The organism is Agarivorans sp. QJM3NY_33 (genome assembly GCF_050870865.2).
Classification (GTDB): domain Bacteria; phylum Pseudomonadota; class Gammaproteobacteria; order Enterobacterales; family Celerinatantimonadaceae; genus Agarivorans.
This window is the reverse complement of record NZ_CP194039.2, coordinates 1,364,173-1,382,930: the sequence shown is the minus strand read 5'-3', so window position 1 is coordinate 1,382,930 and position 18,758 is coordinate 1,364,173. Positions and strand designations below refer to the sequence as shown.

Below are 18,758 nucleotides of genomic sequence, written 5' to 3'. Positions count from 1 at the left end.
AAACCATCACGTCGATTCAGTCCGGCGTGAACATCGCCCATCAACTCAGTTAGTTACCCTGCTCGACCAATGCTCTAATCTTGAATGCCTTCTCAAAATGATCGAGTTTATGTTCAAGGATCCACCAGCTTGCAGCTTCCATCAGCAATTGTGGATCATCATTTTTATTGGCAAAAAATGCGTAAAAAGACAAACCAACACTCTCGCCCTTCTGCTGGATCTTTTGCTCACATACCGTAATAATTTTATCGCGTAAAGTTTGACGCATCTTGAACTACCCATCGTTCGTTAAATAACATAGCGCTCATCAACTAAAATCGCCCTGCCAGCCTGGCGCAATCGCCAAACCCGACACGCCTGCTAATACCGAGCTGTCCTGCAAAGCTAATTGATATTCAGCGCCATTCAAAACATGCTCAGCCGAGCAATCAACATTCCATTGTCTTAATAGATATCCGGCCAATGCCGCACGCACAACTAAGCTTAAACAGCCATCTTGCATCGCATAATCAAGCTCAATCGCTAATGAGTTTTTAATACGGGGATGCGGCACCAAATTTAACTCAAGCATTTGATTCCATTGCTTATCATATTGTCGACCTTCCACAGTGGAGATGGAAGCATCGAGTAAGGCAAGCTGAGTAAAACGAGTACACACAAAATCTCTAAAACTCTGGCTCTGCCGATCAAAGGCGCGAACATGCCAACGATGACCGTTATTCACTAAACTATGCGGCACAATTTCGCGGCGAGTCTCCCCAGAAGAAACCGAAACATAAGCACAACTTAATGCCACTCGATGATGAATAGCGCGCATGATAGCAGCAATAAATTCTGCTTTAGGATGAATCAGACGAACCGCATCAAAGCAGCTATCGCTTGGTTCTAAAGGAAAAGATAAACCATCGCCAAATCCCTGCGACAACCCCGTTAATATCGCTTCTGGATTATGCGAAAACAACGGTTCAAATTGGTTTCTACGCAGGTAACGTCGGGCTTTATGGTCCAGCACCGCATTTGTCGGTGCGAGCTGTTTATAGGCAGCTAAATCACGGGTCGCTGCCGCTAATCCAGTCTGAAATCGACTAATCAGATCGCTACGACTCACTTCTCCAAAGTATTCCAAACTAAAATCAATAAAGGCCAAGCGAGTTCGTTGTCCATGATTTAGTTGCTTCAATTCCATCTCAAAAATCTCCATCTTCAACAATGGAAATACTATCAACAGCATACGCCATAGGCAATCATTATGATTAGGTGCATTTAAACATAAAGCAGCAAAGCCACTAAGTCGACATCTGTCGCTTTGCTAGGGGCCCCATTGAAGTGAATCACCGAATAAATGCGAAAAGGCACATCAGAGAGCAGTCAATGGGGCTGACATTTAGGCATTCAAACCCACCATCCCCTCTGCCGGATAACGATCGCCTGACAAAGGCATTTTTTCAATCTGCTGCTCTAAGGCGCTTTGTTCTTGAGCGGATAACACGATCTCGTGACTCACGCAATTCTCTTCTAAAAAGGATAAACGACGCGTTCCAGGAATCGGCACAATGTCATCTCCCTTAGACAATAACCAAGCCAAACAAAGTTGCGCCGGGCTGCATTGTTTTTGCTGCGCCATATCTGCGATAAAAGACGCAATGGGTTGATTCTCGGCCATCGCCTGCGCGGAAAAGCGTGGCAATATAGCCCGAAAGTCGCCTTGCTCAAAAGCTTGGTGTTGCCGAAACAAACCCGAGAGAAATCCACGCCCCAGCGGTGAATAAGGCACAAAGCCAATGCCTAATTCTCGGCAAGTCGGTAAGACTTGCTGTTCAACCTCCCTTGACCACAAAGAATACTCGGTTTGCACCGCTGTAATGGGATACACAGCATGCGCTCTTCGCAAGGTACTGGCGTTTACTTCGCACAAACCGATATGAGCAATTTTACCGGCTTTCACCAAGTCAACTAAACCCGCCATGGTTTCTTCAATGGGTTGCTCAACATCAATTCGATGCACATAATACAAGTCAATTTGCTCGACACCTAAGCGACGTAATGATGCTTCGCATGCTTGTCGTGCATAACTGGGATGATTATTGATACGACGACCATATTCTCCTGGTTCACGCACAATGCCAAACTTAGTGGCAATTTTTATATCGGCAGAACTTTGCGCAAGAAAACGACCAAGCAGCTGTTCGTTATGATGAGAACCATACATATCTGCACTGTCAAAAAAATTAATACCAAGCTCTACCGCGCGGGCTAATACCTTCATCGACTGCTCGTCATTCTTAGGGCCATAAAACTCGCTCATGCCCATACACCCTAAGCCCATAGATGACACCATCAAGGATTGCCCTAGTTGTCTTTGTTTCATATTCATTTCTCAGCTTATTGATCCAAAGCAAACATCATGTCATATTCCAAAAATGAAATATTTAGACAAAACTAGCAATCAATCTTCCAAAATTGAAAAAAGCATCGTTACACAACTGGTTTGGGATGATGCACGCTGCTTTCTGGCGCTCGCCAGAAATGGCACTTTGACAGCGTCAGCGCAAACCATGGGCATCGGTATCGCCACCTTGTCCCGACGAATAGAAAGGTTGGAGAAGGCTCTGGGACTTCCTCTATTTATACGCCAACAAACTGGTTACCTGCTCAGCGAAGAAGGAAAGGCGCTATTAAATAAAGCAGAACAAATGGAGGCAGCAAGCCAAGCATTTATCTCGGATGCAGAATGTAATCAAAGCTTATCGGGTAAAATTCGCCTTGCCACAGCGGAGAATTTAGCGAGCCATTTGATCCTGCCTGCGTTGCCTGCGTTTTATCAACAATACCCACAACTCAAATTAGAAATCCTCACCGGGATCCATACCAGTAACCTACACCGCAACGATGCCGATCTTGCATTACGAATGGTAAGGCCAAGCAGCGGTCACGTTAGTTTTAAACGCATCGGCCAACTCGGTTACGGGCTATACGCCAGCCTCGGATTTCTAGAACAGCAGCAATTAACGCCAAGCCATTCCGTAAACGAAAACGATGCATTCATTAGCTGGAATGACTCAGAAAGTCACCTACCTGCAGCGCAATGGGTGCAACAAATACTCAAAGGTTGTGAGCCAATACTAACCACAAGTTCTGTCGCTTCACAGGTCTCAGCTTGTTGCTCCGGTCTTGGTTTTGCGGTGCTACCTAACCTTCTTGCGGTCAAACAAGGTTTAGTACGTATCGATACAGATGTCGCCATAGATCAAGCTATTTATTTGGTGATCCAAGCCGATCTCTGCCATTCGCCAAGGATCAGAGCCATGGCAGACTTCTTAAGCGATTTAGTAAAGTCCAATCAACATCAACTGGAATAACCCGCAAATACCAATTAGATTGATGGACTTAAAGCCCCAGTCGGTGCTCTTTATACCACCTAAATATCGGGGACCGTGAAAGTGGTCGAGTGAATCTGGACACCATTTTATAATTGAGTCCGTACTTTCTCTATGACTCAATTTGACTCAATTTGGCTCAATTTTTTTAGGAATTGAAGCGACCATCACACTCGCAAAAATAATGCAGCCGCCTAAAACTTGTAACGCGGATAAGGATTCATTTAGCCAAATCACCGCAAAAATAGCACCAAACATCGGTTCACTGCCCATTAATAGTGAAACCTTGGTCGGGGATAACTTTCTCACCGCATGATTCTGCACAAAAAAAGCAAACAAGGTACAGCACACAACCAAATATCCCATGATCAACCAAAACTCGACATTCGTTGGAAATGTCATATTCAAACCCGAATTATATAAAATAACACCACCAGCACTGGCCGCGACAACTAAAGATTGAATGCAGGTAAGCGTTACGTTGGTAATGACCTTATCTTGAGTGATTCGCTTAGTCGTTGTCACCATCATCGCTCGAAGTAATGCCGCCGATAAAATAAAATAGTCACCTCGATTTAATGTTAATTCCAAGCCACTAGAATCGGTTAACAAGAAAACCCCGACAACGCTTGAGACCGCAAGGAAAAACATGCCCCTGCTGATAGCATTTTTGTTAATGAAGACTTCAACAAACGAAGTGAATATGACCGACAAACTGATCAAAAATGCAGCTTTACTCGCAGAGGTTTGAAATACTCCTGTCACTTCAAAAAAGAAAATTGCAGCCAAAATAGATCCCGTTGGAAAAGCAACTTTCCAATCTTTACTACGCCCCATGTAGATATCTCGAAGTGCCATCGGCAACAATGATAAAAAAGCAACCGAAAAACGGAGCATAATAAACACCATCACTGAGCTATAAATGAGCGCCTGCTTCGTTAAGCCATAACTGGTTCCCCAAAAAATAGCTACCGACAGAAGCGCAATTTCTAAGACGGGAACATAAAGTTTCCGGTGATTCTTTTTAGTCACTTTTACTTCGAGTTGTATGCTGTCATTCATAGTCGCTCCTTAAATTCAGATTAACGGTAAGTCGTTTGACACCAACAGTATCAATGAGTAACTTAAACGGAACAATACAGCTAATATGCAAAGGATAATTGCTCTGTGGACACAAATAGAATCATGAGTTTGATGCCCGAAATGGTCACCTTTGTAACAGTGATTGAACAAGGGAGCTTTTCTAAAGCGGCAGTCAAACTAGGCGTGATGCCCTCGTCTGTTAGCCGTTCAATCAGTAAACTTGAAAAGATGCTGGAACAAAAACTAATTGAAAGAACCACTCGAAGCTTACGTCTAACGAGTATTGGTGAAGATGTATTTCAACTTTGTCTTGATATGCTTAAATTTGCTAAACAAGCCGTTGATGCTGCGCAAGTCAATCAAAATACAGTGTCAGGAGACCTGACGGTTGCCGCGCCGAAAGCTTTAGCTCGTCAAGTTCTGATGCCAATAGTTTTAGCTTTTATTCGGATCTATCCCAATGTCTCGTTAAAATGGAAAATCGCTGATCATTATATTGACCCAATTGGGGGAGAAGTGGATCTCGTGATTCATATTACCGATAATCCTGTTGAAGGTTTAATTGCAAAAAAAATGGGCCGAGTGAAACGTATTGCTTGCGCTAATCTCAATTATATCCAACAACATGGCTTACCAACGCATCCAAATGATCTCATGGAGCATCAATGCATCGGTTATGGCGAAACGGCTGCTGATAATTCATGGACATTAAGTCATCACAATAAAAAACATACTATTAAAATTAAGGGACCTCTGGCGGTTAATCATAGTGAAATAAGAAGAGAAGCTGTATTGCAAGGTTTGGGGATTTCGATTTTCCCAGACTTTACCGTATCTAAATACCTCGACTCTGGGCAACTTATTCAAGTATTACCCGAATGGCATATCAAAGGAGATTACCAAGGAAATGTTGTTGCGCAGTATCCGCAATCAAAATATATTCCGAATCAACTTAAAGCCTTCATTGACTTTCTGACTGAACGCTATGACCATTCTAACTCATGACTCCCTTTGCTCCATTCCAAGCGCTGAATGTAGCTCTGTTTTATGCTTATCCCATAAGCTAAGGAGCAGGCACAACCAATCTGGTCATTTTGGCTTATCGCTCAGATCGTAAAAAGGTCTAATAGGAGAACCTACAAACGTTGAGATACAAACTATTGAGTCTAACGACGAGACACCAAAGAGCAGCGCCTATGGGCATTTTCCCATCTGCGAATGCCAATCAGATTCATTATATGAGCACCTGATTACCCAGCATAAATCTGTCGATAACCAGCCATGAAGAGCAGTAACTCATGGCTCTAATGACTGATACATCATGCAGTTAGCGGTGATTTAGGCCCGCAACAATCAACAGACAATGAGTTAGATTGGTATCTAACACCTAGGAAAGTTTTATGAATTCATTTCGGCAGTCAAATCATGAGTGAAGTCGTCACGCTGCTGGCCAATTGTGCTCAACTGGCAGAATGCCCACGCTGGGATCCAGAGCACCAGCTTCTATATTGGGTTGATATTGAGGCTGGCCGATTACACGCATTTGATCCCAAAACAGGACAAGATGATTTTTTGCAATTAGATGAAGAAATTGCTTGTTTCGCTATTCGGGAGAAAGGCGGCTTTGTTGCTGGCCTAAGATCAGGCTTGGTCACCATCGATTCTTTGCAAGGTGGTATCACGCCCATTGTCGATCCGGAGCAAGACAAACCACAACAACGCTTTAATGACGGCCGCTGTGATCCTGCTGGGCGTTTTATTGCTGGTACGTTGAATCCAAACAAAGATGCCTATAGTGGCCATTTCTATACGCTAGACATCGATCATTCAGTGCGTCAGATCGTAGGGGAAAATTGGACCTCGAACGGCCTAGCATTTAGTCCCGATGGTAAAACCCTTTATTACTCGGACACGCCACGTCATGTGGTATTTGCCTGTGATTATAATGTCGATACAGGGACAGTGAGTAAGCAACGTGAATTTATCCGCTTTCCTTATGGTTTTGGACGTCCCGATGGCGCAGCCGTTGATAGCGAAGGTTATTACTGGAGCGCGCTTTACGATGGAGGTCGAATTGTACGTATCAGTCCTGCGGGAAAAATAGTTGCAACGATTACGGTGCCAGCCAAAAAGCCAACGATGGTGGCGTTTGGTGGTGATTCGCTAAATACCTTATTTATTACCAGCGCTGATACAGATGATCCAGCAGAGAAGGCTCAGTATCCATTGTCTGGTAGCATATTTGCGATAAACTTAGCAGTGACAGGCTTGCTTGAACCGAAGTTTAAAGGCTAAAAGCTCAAGTATGGTGGGCATGAGATGACTCACAGGCAAATAGTCATCCCCCAGAAAATTAACGGCTTATATGGCGATTCAGCTCAGAATAACCCGTCACCAAAGCCGCTATGAGTCATATAACGCGAATAACTGCACCCCGCGATAAAGCAATGCAAACCTATAATCATGATGTAAATTGATGCATCATCGATCTTCCGGTTTTAGATGTTTAGCGCTTGCCGAAAATTGTTTCAGTTCTTCGATACTATATTTGCTATGCACTCTTTCAACTGAAGCAGGCTGGTGGCCAATACTTACGCCAGTGCGCCTCGCCATTTTAGGGCGAATAGGACGAGAGACAAAGCCACCACCACAATTTGGACATACATTTTCTAATATCTCACTTACACATGCGACACAGAAAGTGCATTCGTATGTGCAAATCATTGCCTCTGTAGAATCTGGCGCTAAATCTTTATCACAGCACTCACAATTAGGTCTAATTTGCAGCATATACTAACGCCAAGTTGATAAACATGAAGCTTCTGTATGCGCCGCTAAAAATAGAAGCAAAGCCACATAAAAAAACGTCATCGAGCCCACAATTGATAGATACTTTATTCAGGACGCTCTGCAAATTGAGGTAAGTCATCGTGAATATCATCCCATGATGCTTTACTGGCCACAAAAATATGACTCGCCTTTTCGACAGCGATGTCATCATCCAAAGTACCCACTCGAAGCCGCAAAATTTCCGGTATAGACATACGCTGACTATATATTGGCGAACCACAAGTGTCACAGAAAAAACGCTTCGCATCGTCTGACGAAGCATAGCTCCGTAAAAGGTGCTCTCCTGCCAGCAAATTAAAATCAAGCGACTTAACCGGAGCATTTAATGCGAAGGCAGAACCATTAGACTTTCGACATTTACTACAGTGACAAAACATGGCTGGATTTAGTTCTCCATTAATCTCGTAGCGGATCCCACCGCATAGACAACTGCCTTTCAAACTCATATTAGTTTCTCTCTTTACAAATCAACAAAAGTAATCAGACAGCCATCCTAACAACAGAATTTTCCACTGTCGAGAACCGGATAAGCATGGTTCAAAGCAAGCTAAATCGATAAGCTAAGTCTTAAAAAATCTATGGGCTATTTACGATCGAGAGGAGTATCCAATTGATTTAAAAACAGAATAAGCATCGACTACGAAAATTCTATGTCTAATGTATGCCGCGCATATTTATACCTGAACTATGTATGGGGCGCACAGGCATATCGCCTGCCAATATAGCCCCTGTTAAAATCACCAGTCACCATAATATTCAAACCTCAGTGAAGGTTTCAGGCGCCGCTCTTTGTTGGCTTCTAAAGCAAACCATCAAAGTATCAACCAACCCTCGTTGACACTTTGAGCCAAATAAATCGTGATAAACTTATCAAGCCTCGATAAGCGAAAATCTGCTTATAAATTGCCGACGCCTCCGTCGATCAACAATTCAGATCCGAGCATATAAGCTGACTCATCCGAGGCCATAAATACTGCAGCTTGTGCTAATTCCCACGGTGAGCCCATTCTTTTTAAGGGGACCAATGCTTTTACCTCTTCAATCAGAGTCTCGCGTTTTTCTTTCGACAAGCCAAATTTATTAAAAGCATCCGTTTGCGTTGGACCAGGGCTAATACTATTGACTCGGATCCCTCGCTCTTTGAGTTCGCCGGATAAGGTTCTCGCCAAAGAGATCAGCCCCGCTTTGCTGGCTGCGTAAACACTGCTTTGCGCTAAACCTATTTGAGCGGAAACACTACCACAGAGAATAATTGATGCAGAGTCGGATAATAGTGGTAACAGAGATTGAATCAGAAAAAATGGGCCTTTTAAGTTCGTATTCATCACTTGATCAAAACTAGTTTCATCCCAGTCTTCCAGGGGCTTATGGGTCACATCGCCAGCATTGATATAGACAATATCCAGCTTGGGAAATTCATCCATTAAACGCTGTGCTAATTCTGCTTGCTGCTCAACATTACAAGCATCACTTTTTAGAACTAAGGCCTGATTTCCCAACAGCGCTTGAGCATCAACTAAACCTGTTTCATTGCGACCAGTCACTGCGATAGTGGCACCTTCCAGCTGAAACTGTTTGGCCGTTTCTAAACCAATCCCGGCAGTACCACCAGTAATGAGTGCATATTTATTATGGAGTCGTTTTGTCATGAGCTTTACCTTCACAAGTTGCCTAAAGGGGAGGCACATATTATTATCCGACTTGTATCATTTAGATAGTAGGTACCAAATGGATACCAAAGAGATAATTAATATGAGAGACCAAAAACTTCAAAAAAACTCACGCTGCCCCATGGTAGATTTTGTCAATATCGTGTCCGGAAAATGGGCCATCCCAATTCTATACCGATTAATCATCACCGATGACGTGATTCGCTTCGGGGCTTTACAAAGAGCGATCGGTACGATTACTCAGAAAGAGCTGACCAAACAACTCAGAGCATTTGAAGTTTTAGGGATCGTATCAAGGCATGTATATCCAGAAATGCCACCTCGTGTCGAATATCAAATTACCGAGCTGGGTAAAACCTTAAAACCGACCCTCGATTTACTGGCACTCTGGATGAACGAACATCGGAAGGAGCTATTAACAAATATGCAAATTCAATCTGATAATACTTAAGCTCAAATACCGAAGAATTGAGTGGATGCTCATAGGATAATGAGCATCAGAGAGAAAACCTTGTTGTAGTCGAAAACCTAAGCTGGCCTCAACCCATTTACTCTTGAGTTTAGTCGTCTTTATTTAACACGATGCCGGTTTTGCTAATGGTAATTAAACCGTCTTTATATAAACGGCCAATAGCTTTTTTGAAGGTACCTTTACTCACCCCAAAAATGGCTGAAATCGCTTGTGGTGAACTTTTATCGCTGAGCGCCAAATAGCCCTGCTCTTCTCTTAACTTAGCTAAAATAGTATCGCCAATATCAATCGCTTTTTGAATACCGATGGGCTCTAAGCTCAAGTCGAGTTTTCGGTCATCACGTACTTTTTGAATATAACCACGGCAGGCATAACCAGCACGGATCCGCTTAAACACTTGGTCATAATACAATACGCCCCAATGCTGATGGTTAACCACCACTTTGTAGCCTAACTCCGTACGCCCAGCGACTAACAAATCCACTTTATCACCATCTTTGTAGTGATGGTCTGACTTATCAATATAACGATCTAATTTATTACTCGCAGCGATACGTTGTTCATTATCGAGGTAAACATAGACCACATAATGACGGTCGACTTCCATCGGTTGCTGCTGCTCTGCAAAAGGCAAGAACAGATCTTTATCTAGACCCCAATCGAGAAAAATACCGACATCATTAATATCTTTCACTCGCAAGTTAGCGCACTGGCCCACTTGCACCTGCGGATGCTGTAAAGTGGCGATGAGGTTACGCTCACTATCACGATAAACAAATACCGATAAGCTATCTCCAAGCGCCAGCTCGGGCTGCACTTCTTTGGATGGTAATAATACATCGCCAAACTCGCCACCATCTAGGTAGGCACCTAAGTCAGCCATTTCAATCACGGCTAATTGATTAAGGCGTCCAATTTCCAACATGCTCACTCTCTTGTTACGTTCAACCGACTCCTGCTGAGCCAAGATGTCAGTATAACATGCTAAAAACGAATTCTAACTAATGCCCTCACTTTAATACAAAGGCTTCGCTAAGCGGGTTTAAGAGTGTTCACAATGGTTAAAACCTGCAAACTAACATCCGATTCAATTTTGGTAGCGAGCTGATAGGCCGATTCCACTTGAGCTTTCACAGTGTTCATTTTACTGCTGAAACTTCCCATGTGTTGACTCTGCTCACGAATGAATTGGCCTGCTTGATGCGCCACTTTTACCGAAGTTTGTGCCTGCTCCCTTACTTGATAAGTAGTTTCCATCAACTTAGAGGATATTTGTTGTTGATGTTCACTGGCCTGTTCAATCCCGCCAATATTCACCTCTAGCTCAGATGACGAGCGCTTAAGATGCTGTAAAATGGCGGTGATTTCTTCCAGCGACGTTTGGGTCCGCATCGATAAACTTCTCACCTCTTCGGCCACAACCGAGAAACCACGGCCGTGCTCTCCGGCCCGCGCCGCTTCGATTGCCGCGTTTAGAGCCAACAAGTTAGTTTGGTCTGCAATATTGCGGATCACATCCAAAATGGCACTTACATCACTGACCGCTCCCACCAAACTGGCTAAAGAAGCGCGACCCTGAACAACCGCAGTACTGGTTCGCTGATTGGCATCAATAACTTGAGCCACATCTTGCTGGGATTCATTCATCGCATGTTCGGTCGCGTTTGCATTATGCTCCACATCACTGGAAATTTGATTTAACTGCTCGGTCAATTTCCCTAGTTGCACCATCAACAGTTGCGACTCAGAGACCTGATGATCAGTTTGCTCAGAAGTTAAATAGACTTGGCGCACCTGTTCAGAAACAGCGTCAAGTGAATTGGAAACCACCGACAACTGTTGATTTTTAAGTTTCTCTAACTGCTCTTGTTTGGCCAGCAACTGGTTAAAGAAAGTCGCGATTTCACCTATTTCAGTGTTATCACGTCTCACTCTTAAGCGTTCGATCAGGCCATTTTGTACCAACATAGCAAAGCCATTTCGTAACTCGCGCAAAGGTGTTAGCACCGTGCGCTTCATAACCCATTGCATCACTACCGCAATCAATAAAATCAAGCCCGCCACACTATAAAGAGTCGCTGCCACTCGCTGCATCACCGCATCTCGCTGTTCGAGCACTTGCAGCTCAGCTTGGTCAATCTGTTGAGTCAACTGGTTTATATCAGCAAGCAGTGCCTCACGCATGATGTTTCGCTGCTGAATTAGCTCAGCAGAAGAGTTGAGCTCTTTCGGATAACGTTGAATTAGGCTGTTAAGTTCAGCCTTTATCTCTTTGACTAAATCGACTGCCTCATCAGGATCTCCGAGCGAAAACTCATCCACTTCAACCTCACTCATCACGCCCAGTAAAGGTAGTTTATTGACTAATTCAAATTGTTGTCCGAGCTGTTGAAGCGCATCATCGTAAGCCTGCTTACTTTGAGCCGAAGCACTCGCGAAGTAGCGATTGCGCTGCATCGACAAAGACGCCACCATATTCAGCAATTCACTGCCACCAGTGATATAGGCCTTGGCTGAATCGTCATATTTTGCCGCTAAACCGTAATCAATAAAACTATCGGCCCAGCCTCGCATCTCTCGCTCAGCATTAATCAATAAACCCTGCTCATTGCCGCTTAATTTACCCAGAGCCAAGTAGCGAGTATGCAAAGACTCAAGCAGTTCATTCAACTGCTGAGATAAATGACTAAGTTTCAACCCTTCAGTACGAGCCACTAAATCTTCTAGTAAACTCTCTGCATCACTCAATTCGATGGCATTACCAGTGCTTAAATAGCGATTCACCTTTGCCACTAAGTGCTGATTAAATTGTGACTTGAGCGACTGATAGTGCTGCAACTGTTGGTTTGATACATTCAACTTCGCTAAAGAAAAATAGAGGGCAACAATCAGTATCGAGCTCACTGCCAGTAAGGAAAAAGCAGATAAGCTTGAAAACTTTGAAACTCGCATAAAAACTCCTAATACAACTAACGAAGCGCTAAAGCCGCTCTGGCATTCGAGGGGTCATTGACCTTTCGAATTTAACTTTCGCTCAATTTTAAGGTTTCTTGAGCTCTGTGCAGGTCAGCGGTGTTCAACAAGTAACGAGCAACCAAGCAGCAAAACGTTTGGCGAAACCCTCTAAGCAATGCTGATAATGAACGCCGTCAGCAAGCACGACTAAGCCATCCAAAACAATCACAAATCGTCGACCGATGTTCATGTTATTGGCAGCTATTAGGCTCCAAATTAAGTGGCGATATTATGAAGGAATTATGACAAATTAATGACAGCAAAAACGAGGCGAAGAGATCACACAAAGATCCAACCAAACGCTAACATCGGCTCAATCATATTGCTCATTTAGAGGGTGATAGGCACACAAAGCTGTAACTCAAAGCGTTCTTCAGGATCAATAAACTGACATTGTTTATAACGTACAAAGGCCGGAATATTACCCATACGATAACCGCTATTCGGTAACCATTGCATATAAAACTGATGCAGCATTGGCAGTAACTCTCCATATTGTCCAGCCACTTCCAGAGTTGCATGCATGCCGCCAGGAATCGTTAAACAACTTACAGGGCCACGGCGAATAAACGGAGTGTCCACAGCAAGACAAGCAACATAGTGGCATAAGGGGGCAGGCACGATATCGGGATTAGAATGGTATAAGCCCAAAAGCTTGTCCTGACTCCAATCAATCTTCTGACTATCGGCCCAAACCTGAAGCTTTTCGTAGGCTTGGCGAATGCTGCGATCGTAGCCTTGATGGCGCACATAAGCCACAGTTTGCGCCTCTAAACGCCGAACACTTACCACTGGTAAACTAAGCGTTTGTGCCTGTCGCATCCGTTGCTGTAATTCTTCACTCCAACTTTGCTGATAGTTTGCTTGACTATAAACACTGTAGCCTCCTTCGCGCCATTGCCGAGGAGATTGCCCAAAATGTTTCTTAAAAGCCTGAGAAAAAGAGGCTGGAGATTGAAAACCGCAACTTAGAGCTGCATCTTGCACCGTCAAATGAGGTGAAAAAATCAGTAAGTTGGCACAACGCTCTAAACGCGTACGCCGAATATAATCGTTCACACTTTCCCCGGTAAGTTGTTTAAAACAACGATGAAAATGAAACGGCGAATAAGCGGCGATAGCAGCTAAGGCTTTGGCATTCAGCGGCTCGGCAATGGTTTGATGAATATAATAAAGCACGTCATTGATCCGGCTTTGTCTATTTACATCGGTATTCAATGACATAGCACTTCCTAAAAGTATTCGCTCAACACATTTATCCAAAAATAGCACAAATGGACAAGAGTTTGCACATAAATACTAATGCCTTATTGGGCTGAGATCTGTAATGATGTGCCCCTGTAAACGCAACCTAACAACCATAATAGAGCAGCTCATGATAGAACAAAGCAATCGGGTAAAGCAGACCAAAGAGTCTTACATCCGTAATATCCTAAAAGTAATCCAGCAACCTGGTATGCTTTCGCTGGCTGGCGGTTTGCCAGACGCCAGCCGTTTTCCGCAAGCTATCTTGGCGCAAGCAGCCGCCGAGCTTGCCGAACAACCAAGCATTTATCAATACGGTGCCACCGAAGGACTAAGCGAACTACGCAATTGGTTACTTGAACATGTCGCGCTGGCCGATGACGTAATGGTCACCAGCGGTTCACAACAGGCTCTGGACTTAATTGCGCGCTGTTACTTAAACCCTGGCGACCAAGTCCTTTGCGAAGCGCCCAGTTATTTAGGCGCATTACAAATATTCGACCTTGCCGAAGCACAAACGCTAACGGTAAAGAGTGAATCAGATGGCCCCAACTTGGCAGAGCTGGAACAGCTATTAGCAAGCCAGAAAATCAAGTTATTCTATGCCGTTCCCGATTTTCAAAACCCAAGCAGCTGCTGCTGGAGCCTAGCCAAGCGCCAAGCAGTGGCCGAACTGCTCGCCAAGTACAAGGTTGCCTTTATTGAAGACGCCCCATACCGAGAGTTACGTTTTGAAGGCGCAAGCTTACCGACCGTCACCGAGCTCTGTGATGGGGATGCTTTTTACCTAGGCTCATTTTCTAAAATCGCCACCCCAAGTATGCGGGTAGGTTATGTAATGACCTCCAAAGAATTGCTCGCGCCACTGAAGAAAGTAAAACAAGCCAGTGATTTACACTCTGCGCTACCAATGCAAAAAATGTTGTTATCGACCATTTGCCACCCTGATTTTAAGCAGCATCTGGAACAATTAACCCAGCATTATCGCAGCCGAAGAGACGCGCTGGTAAACGCCCTCAACACGCATCTCAGTGACTATGTTGAATTTACGATACCTGAAGGCGGAATGTTTGTCTGGTGCCACCTAAAACGACACCAAGCCCATCAGATAGCCGCCGCAGCTCTAAAAGAAAAAGTCGCGGTGGTTCCGGGTGATGAGTTTTGGCCAGCCAATAGCGAAATTCACGACCAAGCAATCCGCTTGAACTATACTGCCCTCGACGCTCCGCAGTTAGAGCAAGCAGTCATCCGCTTAGCAAGAGTCATGCAACAAAGCGATATCACCGCGGAGTAAGATAAACTCAATAGTCTTTACTTCTTAAATATAACCCAAAGAAGTAAAGACCTATTGCGCTTCGAATGGCTTGATATGGACACCAACTACAACCTGAATAAAGCCCTCAGAATAAATCGAACACAGTTGTTTAAACAGCCGCTTCAACCATAAGGTGACTCTCGATATAGCGGGCGCGCTTCTTATCTTTTAGCTGGGTTAAATCAACCAAGACCAAACCATCAATACATTGGTTAAAATCAGGGTCAACATTAAAGTCGATAAATTGTACACCGCCTCGATGACATAATTCCGTATATTGCTTAAACAGAGTGGGTACAGCGGTTCCCATACTGGCAAGCGCACTTTTTAACTGGGCAAAGTCGGCCTTATAATCCTCGCCAGAAAACGAAATATGAATATTATTCTTGATCTGTTTCGCCCGCTGGTAAGGCTGACGCGAACGGGCAAATACCTGTGTTGCCGGAAAATAAGTTTGGTAGAAATAAATGAGTAAGTCTCGACCCGCTTCCGGCATGGCCGCACTTATGCTGACCGGGCCAAACAAATAACGATACTGTGGATGACGGGCCAAGAACGCACCAATCCCTAACCATAAGTAATCTAAACTTCGCTTTCCCCAGTACTTTGGCTGAACAAAGCTTCGCCCAAGCTCTATACCTGATTCAAGAAAACCACAGCTGTTAAGATCATATTCAAAGAGTGAATGGCTATACAGAGCCTCTACCCCCAGTTGCTTTATTTGACGTTGACTATCGGCAAAACGATAAGCACCGGCAATTTCTAACTCTTCGGTATCCCAGAGGATCAAGTGCATATAGTGGGCATCATATTTGTCGGTATCGTTACGCCGTCCCGTTCCCTCACCCACAGCCCTGAAAGCCAATTCACGTAAACGACCTAACTCCGACAAAATCACTGGTTGTGTATTCCCATAACAAATATAAATCCCCTTTCCATCGGGAGTCTCTCCGATTTTTTCGAGTTGCTTAATCGCTTGTTTGAGAGGAAGGCGTTGTTCAGGGTGGGCTATTGCTGCTTCTGTTTGAAATAGACCTTTTTTATTATTGCCAATTCGATAGAGGTGCTTTTTTAATAACTGAGCCTGAGTCGAACGCTCTAACCCACTCAAACCAAAACTTTTAACTGGGATCTGCTCACCAACCACCATCGAAAAAACCTTATTTCGATGGAAAAAAAGCTCTTTCACCAATAACAGCGTCGACAAGGGACGATAGATTAAGGAGCTAATATAGAACAACCCGCTATTTTTAGCTTTTACACAGATGGGGAGCAAAGGTGTATTGGTTTTCTTCGCAATACTCACAAAACCTTTAGTCCACTTACCATCGAGCACCTTAATGCCCTTGAGTCGCGATACTTCCCCCGCAGGAAAAATGATCACAGCGCCTTCATCATCGAGTAATGTTCTAATCGCATTTAATTGCTTACGTTGGCTATTGCCTCGCATATTATCTACGGGTAACAACAAATCAGCCAAAGGCTCAATCGCAGAAAGAATTTCGTTAGCCACAATTTTAACATCATGGCGCACTTGGCTTACCAGATGTAATAGCGCCAAACCATCGATGGAACCAATAGGATGATTGGCAATAATGATGATCCGACCTTCACTAGGGATCCGCTCATGCTCATTCTGGTTAACTCGGTAACTTATATTTAATTCAGTAAACACTTGCTCAATAAATGCAACTCCCTTTAAATGGGGATGTTTATCGGCAAACGCTTGAAATTCATCTTCAAACAGTATTTTTGAAAAGAACCACTTCGCTAAGCGATGGCGACGCGGGTGCTGAACTAAGCTAGGAAAATGTTGATTGAGTACTTGTTGCGCAGAAATCATGATTCTCTCCCTGTATTCGTCGCTAGGCTAGAAGCCAAACATGACAAACAAGCAACAGAAAAATGGCAATTATATGACAAGCAATAAGCAACAAGAGGAATCACAGGGGGAGAGGAAATGCCAAAACTAGCGGCGAAAAACAAGCTTTTTATCGGCTGCGAACAAGCCCATACGGTTTTATATCTGCACAGCAGTTTACCAAACTTACCGGAAAATTTTGAGCAACTTGATTCCGCTATATTGACTCAGCAACTACTGCTCAACAACAATAACAATTGGCGAAAAATATTAACGATCTATGCCAAGCTAACAGCACCAGATGATAACTGGAGGGAATACCTACAACAGGGCTTACTGGCAGAGCAACAAATCAACTTTGGCGACAAAATAGTCAGCAAAGCAAAACAACACATCATTGCAGGTAAAAACAATTGGCAACGATTTGACCATATCGTGCAGCCCAAAGATGTTATAAGTCATAAAAAATTACAATTTATCGCCGCGAATATTTTACTCTGTCCCTACCCCGATTACCGCCAGTTCCCCAATATTTTAGTCGCCGAATACCGACGCTGGCAAGAAGAAGCTAAGAGGGAAGATTTCTAGGTTACTGAAACATATACAAGTTTACAAACTTCATATCTAGCTAAAAAAACAAACCCCTTACTGATAAAACTAACAAAAACAACAGCATAGCTGATCCTTGACAAATTAGCTAGCTGTCATATTTGACAGTTTAAATTATCAACAAGCTGAATTGTACTCATAGCATCATCATAAGGAGATGCTCATGAACTACGTTAACGGCCTTGCCGAACAATTACCAGCAACCACCATGAATCACTTAAATCATTATCGGCATCAAGTCTTCGTTGAAATGCTTGGCTGGGAACTGAATACCCCAAAAGGCATCGAGCAAGACCAATTTGACCGCGACGATACTGTCTATGTTATCGCTAAAAATGAGAAAAATAACATCAGTGGCTGCGCACGCCTGCTTCCGACAACTCAACCTTACTTATTAGAAGAAGTCTTTCCCGAACTACTCAATGGCCTGCCTTGTCCAAAACAAGATGACATTTGGGAACTATCTCGCTTTGCCGCTGTAGATTTTGACAATGATAACGAAGCGCCAACTCAACTGATGTCTAGTCAAGCACTCGGCTTACTCACAGCAGCCATCGAGTGTGCCAAACAGCATGGTGCCAAACGGCTTATTTCAGTGTCACCTTTAGGCATCGAACGGATGCTCCGTCATGCTGGATTTCGTCATCACCGAGCCGGCCCTCCAAAAATTCTCAACGGTTACGCTCTATTTGCCTGTTACATCGATATTAACTAACGCAACTTCATTGGAGACTCACGGTAACGCTTACTGATCGCCTCCGCGGTAATCTTTTGCCATGGTAAAAGATTGATTACGGTTATCAATAGCTCATCATTTCGACGAGGGCTCACATCAAGCCCTTGTTCTAATAACTGAATATTACTTCGCGGTAAGGCTTTCACACAACACGTCATTTGGCCGTCACGCCATAACCAATGCCAATCCCAACCGAGGGTGATCGCGCACCTATTTTCAAATAACCATTCGGTGTACCCCGAAAATGAGGCTCGTTCACTTTCAAAATCTACCGCGCTAACACTATCTAAACCCGATATTATATGCTCAAATGTCAATGCTGATAGCTGCTCTACAGTCAAACGAACTAAACCATCAGGGCAAGGCGTGACTAAATAATCAATAGCTTTGACAACAATTTGTCTACTTTCCCGTATTTTCATTATTTATTTTTAGTTATATGAAGCTTAGCTCATAAAAACACGCGCAAAATTTCGCTTCAATTGTCAACATTAACAGTTGCGCTATACTCAATTTTAAACAGGT

General features: G+C 43.7%; 19 protein-coding genes. 7 read left to right on the top strand and 12 right to left on the bottom strand.

Features of this window, described 5'->3' with window-relative positions:
- Window positions 1-49: 49 nt before the first annotated feature.
- The 3 genes from ACRRSY_RS06270 to ACRRSY_RS06260 all read right to left on the bottom strand — a co-directional run bounded on the left by ACRRSY_RS06270 (window position 50) and on the right by ACRRSY_RS06260 (window position 2,368).
- A complete protein-coding gene (locus ACRRSY_RS06270; protein ID WP_432464588.1) occupies window positions 50-268 on the bottom strand; it encodes a DUF6500 family protein in 219 nt (72 codons plus the stop codon).
- Between the two features lie 39 nt (window positions 269-307).
- Window positions 308-1,186 carry a WYL domain-containing protein gene (locus ACRRSY_RS06265; protein ID WP_432458921.1) on the bottom strand — a complete coding sequence of 293 codons (879 nt, stop codon included), beginning with the start codon at window positions 1,184-1,186 and terminating at the stop codon, window positions 308-310.
- Window positions 1,187-1,384: 198 nt separating this feature from the next.
- Complete coding sequence (locus tag ACRRSY_RS06260) at window positions 1,385-2,368, bottom strand: aldo/keto reductase (RefSeq protein ID WP_432464587.1); 984 nt, start codon at window positions 2,366-2,368, stop codon at window positions 1,385-1,387.
- 52 nt (window positions 2,369-2,420) lie between these two features.
- Here ACRRSY_RS06260 and ACRRSY_RS06255 point away from each other — a divergent pair, with 52 nt between their 5' ends.
- A complete protein-coding gene (locus ACRRSY_RS06255; RefSeq protein WP_432464586.1) occupies window positions 2,421-3,359 on the top strand; it encodes a LysR family transcriptional regulator in 939 nt (312 codons plus the stop codon).
- Between the two features lie 147 nt (window positions 3,360-3,506).
- Here the strand turns inward: ACRRSY_RS06255 and ACRRSY_RS06250 are convergent, their stop codons facing one another.
- Window positions 3,507-4,439 carry a DMT family transporter gene (locus ACRRSY_RS06250; RefSeq protein ID WP_432454039.1) on the bottom strand — a complete coding sequence of 311 codons (933 nt, stop codon included), beginning with the start codon at window positions 4,437-4,439 and terminating at the stop codon, window positions 3,507-3,509.
- A 105-nt stretch (window positions 4,440-4,544) separates the two neighbouring features.
- On the opposite strand from ACRRSY_RS06250, the gene ACRRSY_RS06245 reads away from it, so the two are divergent.
- Window positions 4,545-5,465, top strand: a complete 921-nt coding sequence (locus ACRRSY_RS06245; RefSeq protein ID WP_432458917.1) for a LysR family transcriptional regulator — start codon at window positions 4,545-4,547, stop codon at window positions 5,463-5,465.
- 420 nt (window positions 5,466-5,885) lie between these two features.
- A complete protein-coding gene (locus ACRRSY_RS06240; protein ID WP_432464585.1) occupies window positions 5,886-6,755 on the top strand; it encodes an SMP-30/gluconolactonase/LRE family protein in 870 nt (289 codons plus the stop codon).
- A 186-nt stretch (window positions 6,756-6,941) separates the two neighbouring features.
- On the opposite strand, the gene ACRRSY_RS06235 is transcribed toward ACRRSY_RS06240, so the two are convergent.
- The 3 genes from ACRRSY_RS06235 to ACRRSY_RS06225 all read right to left on the bottom strand — a co-directional run bounded on the left by ACRRSY_RS06235 (window position 6,942) and on the right by ACRRSY_RS06225 (window position 8,959).
- Complete coding sequence (locus tag ACRRSY_RS06235) at window positions 6,942-7,250, bottom strand: DUF1272 domain-containing protein (protein WP_432454042.1); 309 nt, start codon at window positions 7,248-7,250, stop codon at window positions 6,942-6,944.
- A 104-nt stretch (window positions 7,251-7,354) separates the two neighbouring features.
- The gene (locus ACRRSY_RS06230; RefSeq protein ID WP_432454043.1) at window positions 7,355-7,756 is read right to left on the bottom strand and encodes a GFA family protein; all 402 of its coding nucleotides are present in this window, start codon (window positions 7,754-7,756) and stop codon (window positions 7,355-7,357) included.
- A gap of 450 nt (window positions 7,757-8,206) precedes the next feature.
- On the bottom strand, window positions 8,207-8,959 hold the full coding sequence (locus ACRRSY_RS06225) for an SDR family oxidoreductase (RefSeq protein WP_432464584.1): 753 nt from the start codon (window positions 8,957-8,959) through the stop codon (window positions 8,207-8,209).
- 79 nt (window positions 8,960-9,038) lie between these two features.
- Between ACRRSY_RS06225 and ACRRSY_RS06220 the strand changes: the two genes are divergently transcribed.
- Complete coding sequence (locus ACRRSY_RS06220) at window positions 9,039-9,431, top strand: winged helix-turn-helix transcriptional regulator (RefSeq protein ID WP_432464583.1); 393 nt, start codon at window positions 9,039-9,041, stop codon at window positions 9,429-9,431.
- 109 nt (window positions 9,432-9,540) lie between these two features.
- Here the strand turns inward: ACRRSY_RS06220 and ACRRSY_RS06215 are convergent, their stop codons facing one another.
- The 3 genes from ACRRSY_RS06215 to ACRRSY_RS06205 all read right to left on the bottom strand — a co-directional run bounded on the left by ACRRSY_RS06215 (window position 9,541) and on the right by ACRRSY_RS06205 (window position 13,691).
- Complete coding sequence (locus ACRRSY_RS06215) at window positions 9,541-10,377, bottom strand: CvfB family protein (RefSeq protein WP_432454046.1); 837 nt, start codon at window positions 10,375-10,377, stop codon at window positions 9,541-9,543.
- Window positions 10,378-10,484: 107 nt separating this feature from the next.
- The gene (locus ACRRSY_RS06210) at window positions 10,485-12,404 is read right to left on the bottom strand and encodes a methyl-accepting chemotaxis protein (protein ID WP_432454047.1); all 1,920 of its coding nucleotides are present in this window, start codon (window positions 12,402-12,404) and stop codon (window positions 10,485-10,487) included.
- Between the two features lie 393 nt (window positions 12,405-12,797).
- A complete protein-coding gene (locus ACRRSY_RS06205) occupies window positions 12,798-13,691 on the bottom strand; it encodes an AraC family transcriptional regulator (RefSeq protein WP_432458909.1) in 894 nt (297 codons plus the stop codon).
- A 151-nt stretch (window positions 13,692-13,842) separates the two neighbouring features.
- Between ACRRSY_RS06205 and ACRRSY_RS06200 the strand changes: the two genes are divergently transcribed.
- Window positions 13,843-15,006: a PLP-dependent aminotransferase family protein gene (locus tag ACRRSY_RS06200; RefSeq protein WP_432458908.1), complete on the top strand. Its 1,164-nt coding sequence runs from the start codon at window positions 13,843-13,845 to the stop codon at window positions 15,004-15,006.
- A gap of 130 nt (window positions 15,007-15,136) precedes the next feature.
- On the opposite strand, the gene ACRRSY_RS06195 is transcribed toward ACRRSY_RS06200, so the two are convergent.
- Window positions 15,137-16,870, bottom strand: a complete 1,734-nt coding sequence (locus ACRRSY_RS06195; RefSeq protein ID WP_432464582.1) for a GNAT family N-acyltransferase — start codon at window positions 16,868-16,870, stop codon at window positions 15,137-15,139.
- A 117-nt stretch (window positions 16,871-16,987) separates the two neighbouring features.
- On the opposite strand from ACRRSY_RS06195, the gene ACRRSY_RS06190 reads away from it, so the two are divergent.
- Both ACRRSY_RS06190 and ACRRSY_RS06185 read left to right on the top strand, forming a co-directional pair.
- Entirely contained in the window at window positions 16,988-17,476 is a 489-nt protein-coding gene (locus ACRRSY_RS06190) for a DUF6942 family protein (protein ID WP_432464581.1), read from the top strand.
- Window positions 17,477-17,660: 184 nt separating this feature from the next.
- Window positions 17,661-18,212, top strand: a complete 552-nt coding sequence (locus tag ACRRSY_RS06185) for an acyl-homoserine-lactone synthase (RefSeq protein ID WP_432454052.1) — start codon at window positions 17,661-17,663, stop codon at window positions 18,210-18,212.
- On the opposite strand, the gene ACRRSY_RS06180 is transcribed toward ACRRSY_RS06185, so the two are convergent.
- Window positions 18,209-18,655 (bottom strand): DUF4902 domain-containing protein, encoded by a 447-nt coding sequence (locus ACRRSY_RS06180; protein ID WP_432454053.1) that lies wholly within the window; start codon window positions 18,653-18,655, stop codon window positions 18,209-18,211. The two genes, ACRRSY_RS06185 and ACRRSY_RS06180, sit on opposite strands and share 4 nt — an antisense overlap.
- Window positions 18,656-18,758: the final 103 nt, after the last annotated feature.

Excerpts from the sequence above, each read along its gene's own strand:
- ACRRSY_RS06270 (WP_432464588.1), bottom strand. The coding sequence starts at position 268 with ATGCGTCAAACTTTACGCGATAAAATTATTACGGTATGTGAGCAAAAG.
- ACRRSY_RS06265 (WP_432458921.1), bottom strand. The coding sequence starts at position 1,186 with ATGGAATTGAAGCAACTAAATCATGGACAACGAACTCGCTTGGCCTTT.
- ACRRSY_RS06260 (WP_432464587.1), bottom strand. The coding sequence starts at position 2,368 with ATGAAACAAAGACAACTAGGGCAATCCTTGATGGTGTCATCTATGGGC.
- ACRRSY_RS06255 (WP_432464586.1), top strand. The coding sequence starts at position 2,421 with ATGAAATATTTAGACAAAACTAGCAATCAATCTTCCAAAATTGAAAAA.
- ACRRSY_RS06250 (WP_432454039.1), bottom strand. The coding sequence starts at position 4,439 with ATGAATGACAGCATACAACTCGAAGTAAAAGTGACTAAAAAGAATCAC.
- ACRRSY_RS06240 (WP_432464585.1), top strand. The coding sequence starts at position 5,886 with ATGAGTGAAGTCGTCACGCTGCTGGCCAATTGTGCTCAACTGGCAGAA.
- ACRRSY_RS06235 (WP_432454042.1), bottom strand. The coding sequence starts at position 7,250 with ATGCTGCAAATTAGACCTAATTGTGAGTGCTGTGATAAAGATTTAGCG.
- ACRRSY_RS06230 (WP_432454043.1), bottom strand. The coding sequence starts at position 7,756 with ATGAGTTTGAAAGGCAGTTGTCTATGCGGTGGGATCCGCTACGAGATT.
- ACRRSY_RS06225 (WP_432464584.1), bottom strand. The coding sequence starts at position 8,959 with ATGACAAAACGACTCCATAATAAATATGCACTCATTACTGGTGGTACT.
- ACRRSY_RS06220 (WP_432464583.1), top strand. The coding sequence starts at position 9,039 with ATGGATACCAAAGAGATAATTAATATGAGAGACCAAAAACTTCAAAAA.
- ACRRSY_RS06215 (WP_432454046.1), bottom strand. The coding sequence starts at position 10,377 with ATGTTGGAAATTGGACGCCTTAATCAATTAGCCGTGATTGAAATGGCT.
- ACRRSY_RS06210 (WP_432454047.1), bottom strand. The coding sequence starts at position 12,404 with ATGCGAGTTTCAAAGTTTTCAAGCTTATCTGCTTTTTCCTTACTGGCA.
- ACRRSY_RS06205 (WP_432458909.1), bottom strand. The coding sequence starts at position 13,691 with ATGTCATTGAATACCGATGTAAATAGACAAAGCCGGATCAATGACGTG.
- ACRRSY_RS06200 (WP_432458908.1), top strand. The coding sequence starts at position 13,843 with ATGATAGAACAAAGCAATCGGGTAAAGCAGACCAAAGAGTCTTACATC.
- ACRRSY_RS06195 (WP_432464582.1), bottom strand. The coding sequence starts at position 16,870 with ATGATTTCTGCGCAACAAGTACTCAATCAACATTTTCCTAGCTTAGTT.
- ACRRSY_RS06190 (WP_432464581.1), top strand. The coding sequence starts at position 16,988 with ATGCCAAAACTAGCGGCGAAAAACAAGCTTTTTATCGGCTGCGAACAA.
- ACRRSY_RS06185 (WP_432454052.1), top strand. The coding sequence starts at position 17,661 with ATGAACTACGTTAACGGCCTTGCCGAACAATTACCAGCAACCACCATG.
- ACRRSY_RS06180 (WP_432454053.1), bottom strand. The coding sequence starts at position 18,655 with ATGAAAATACGGGAAAGTAGACAAATTGTTGTCAAAGCTATTGATTAT.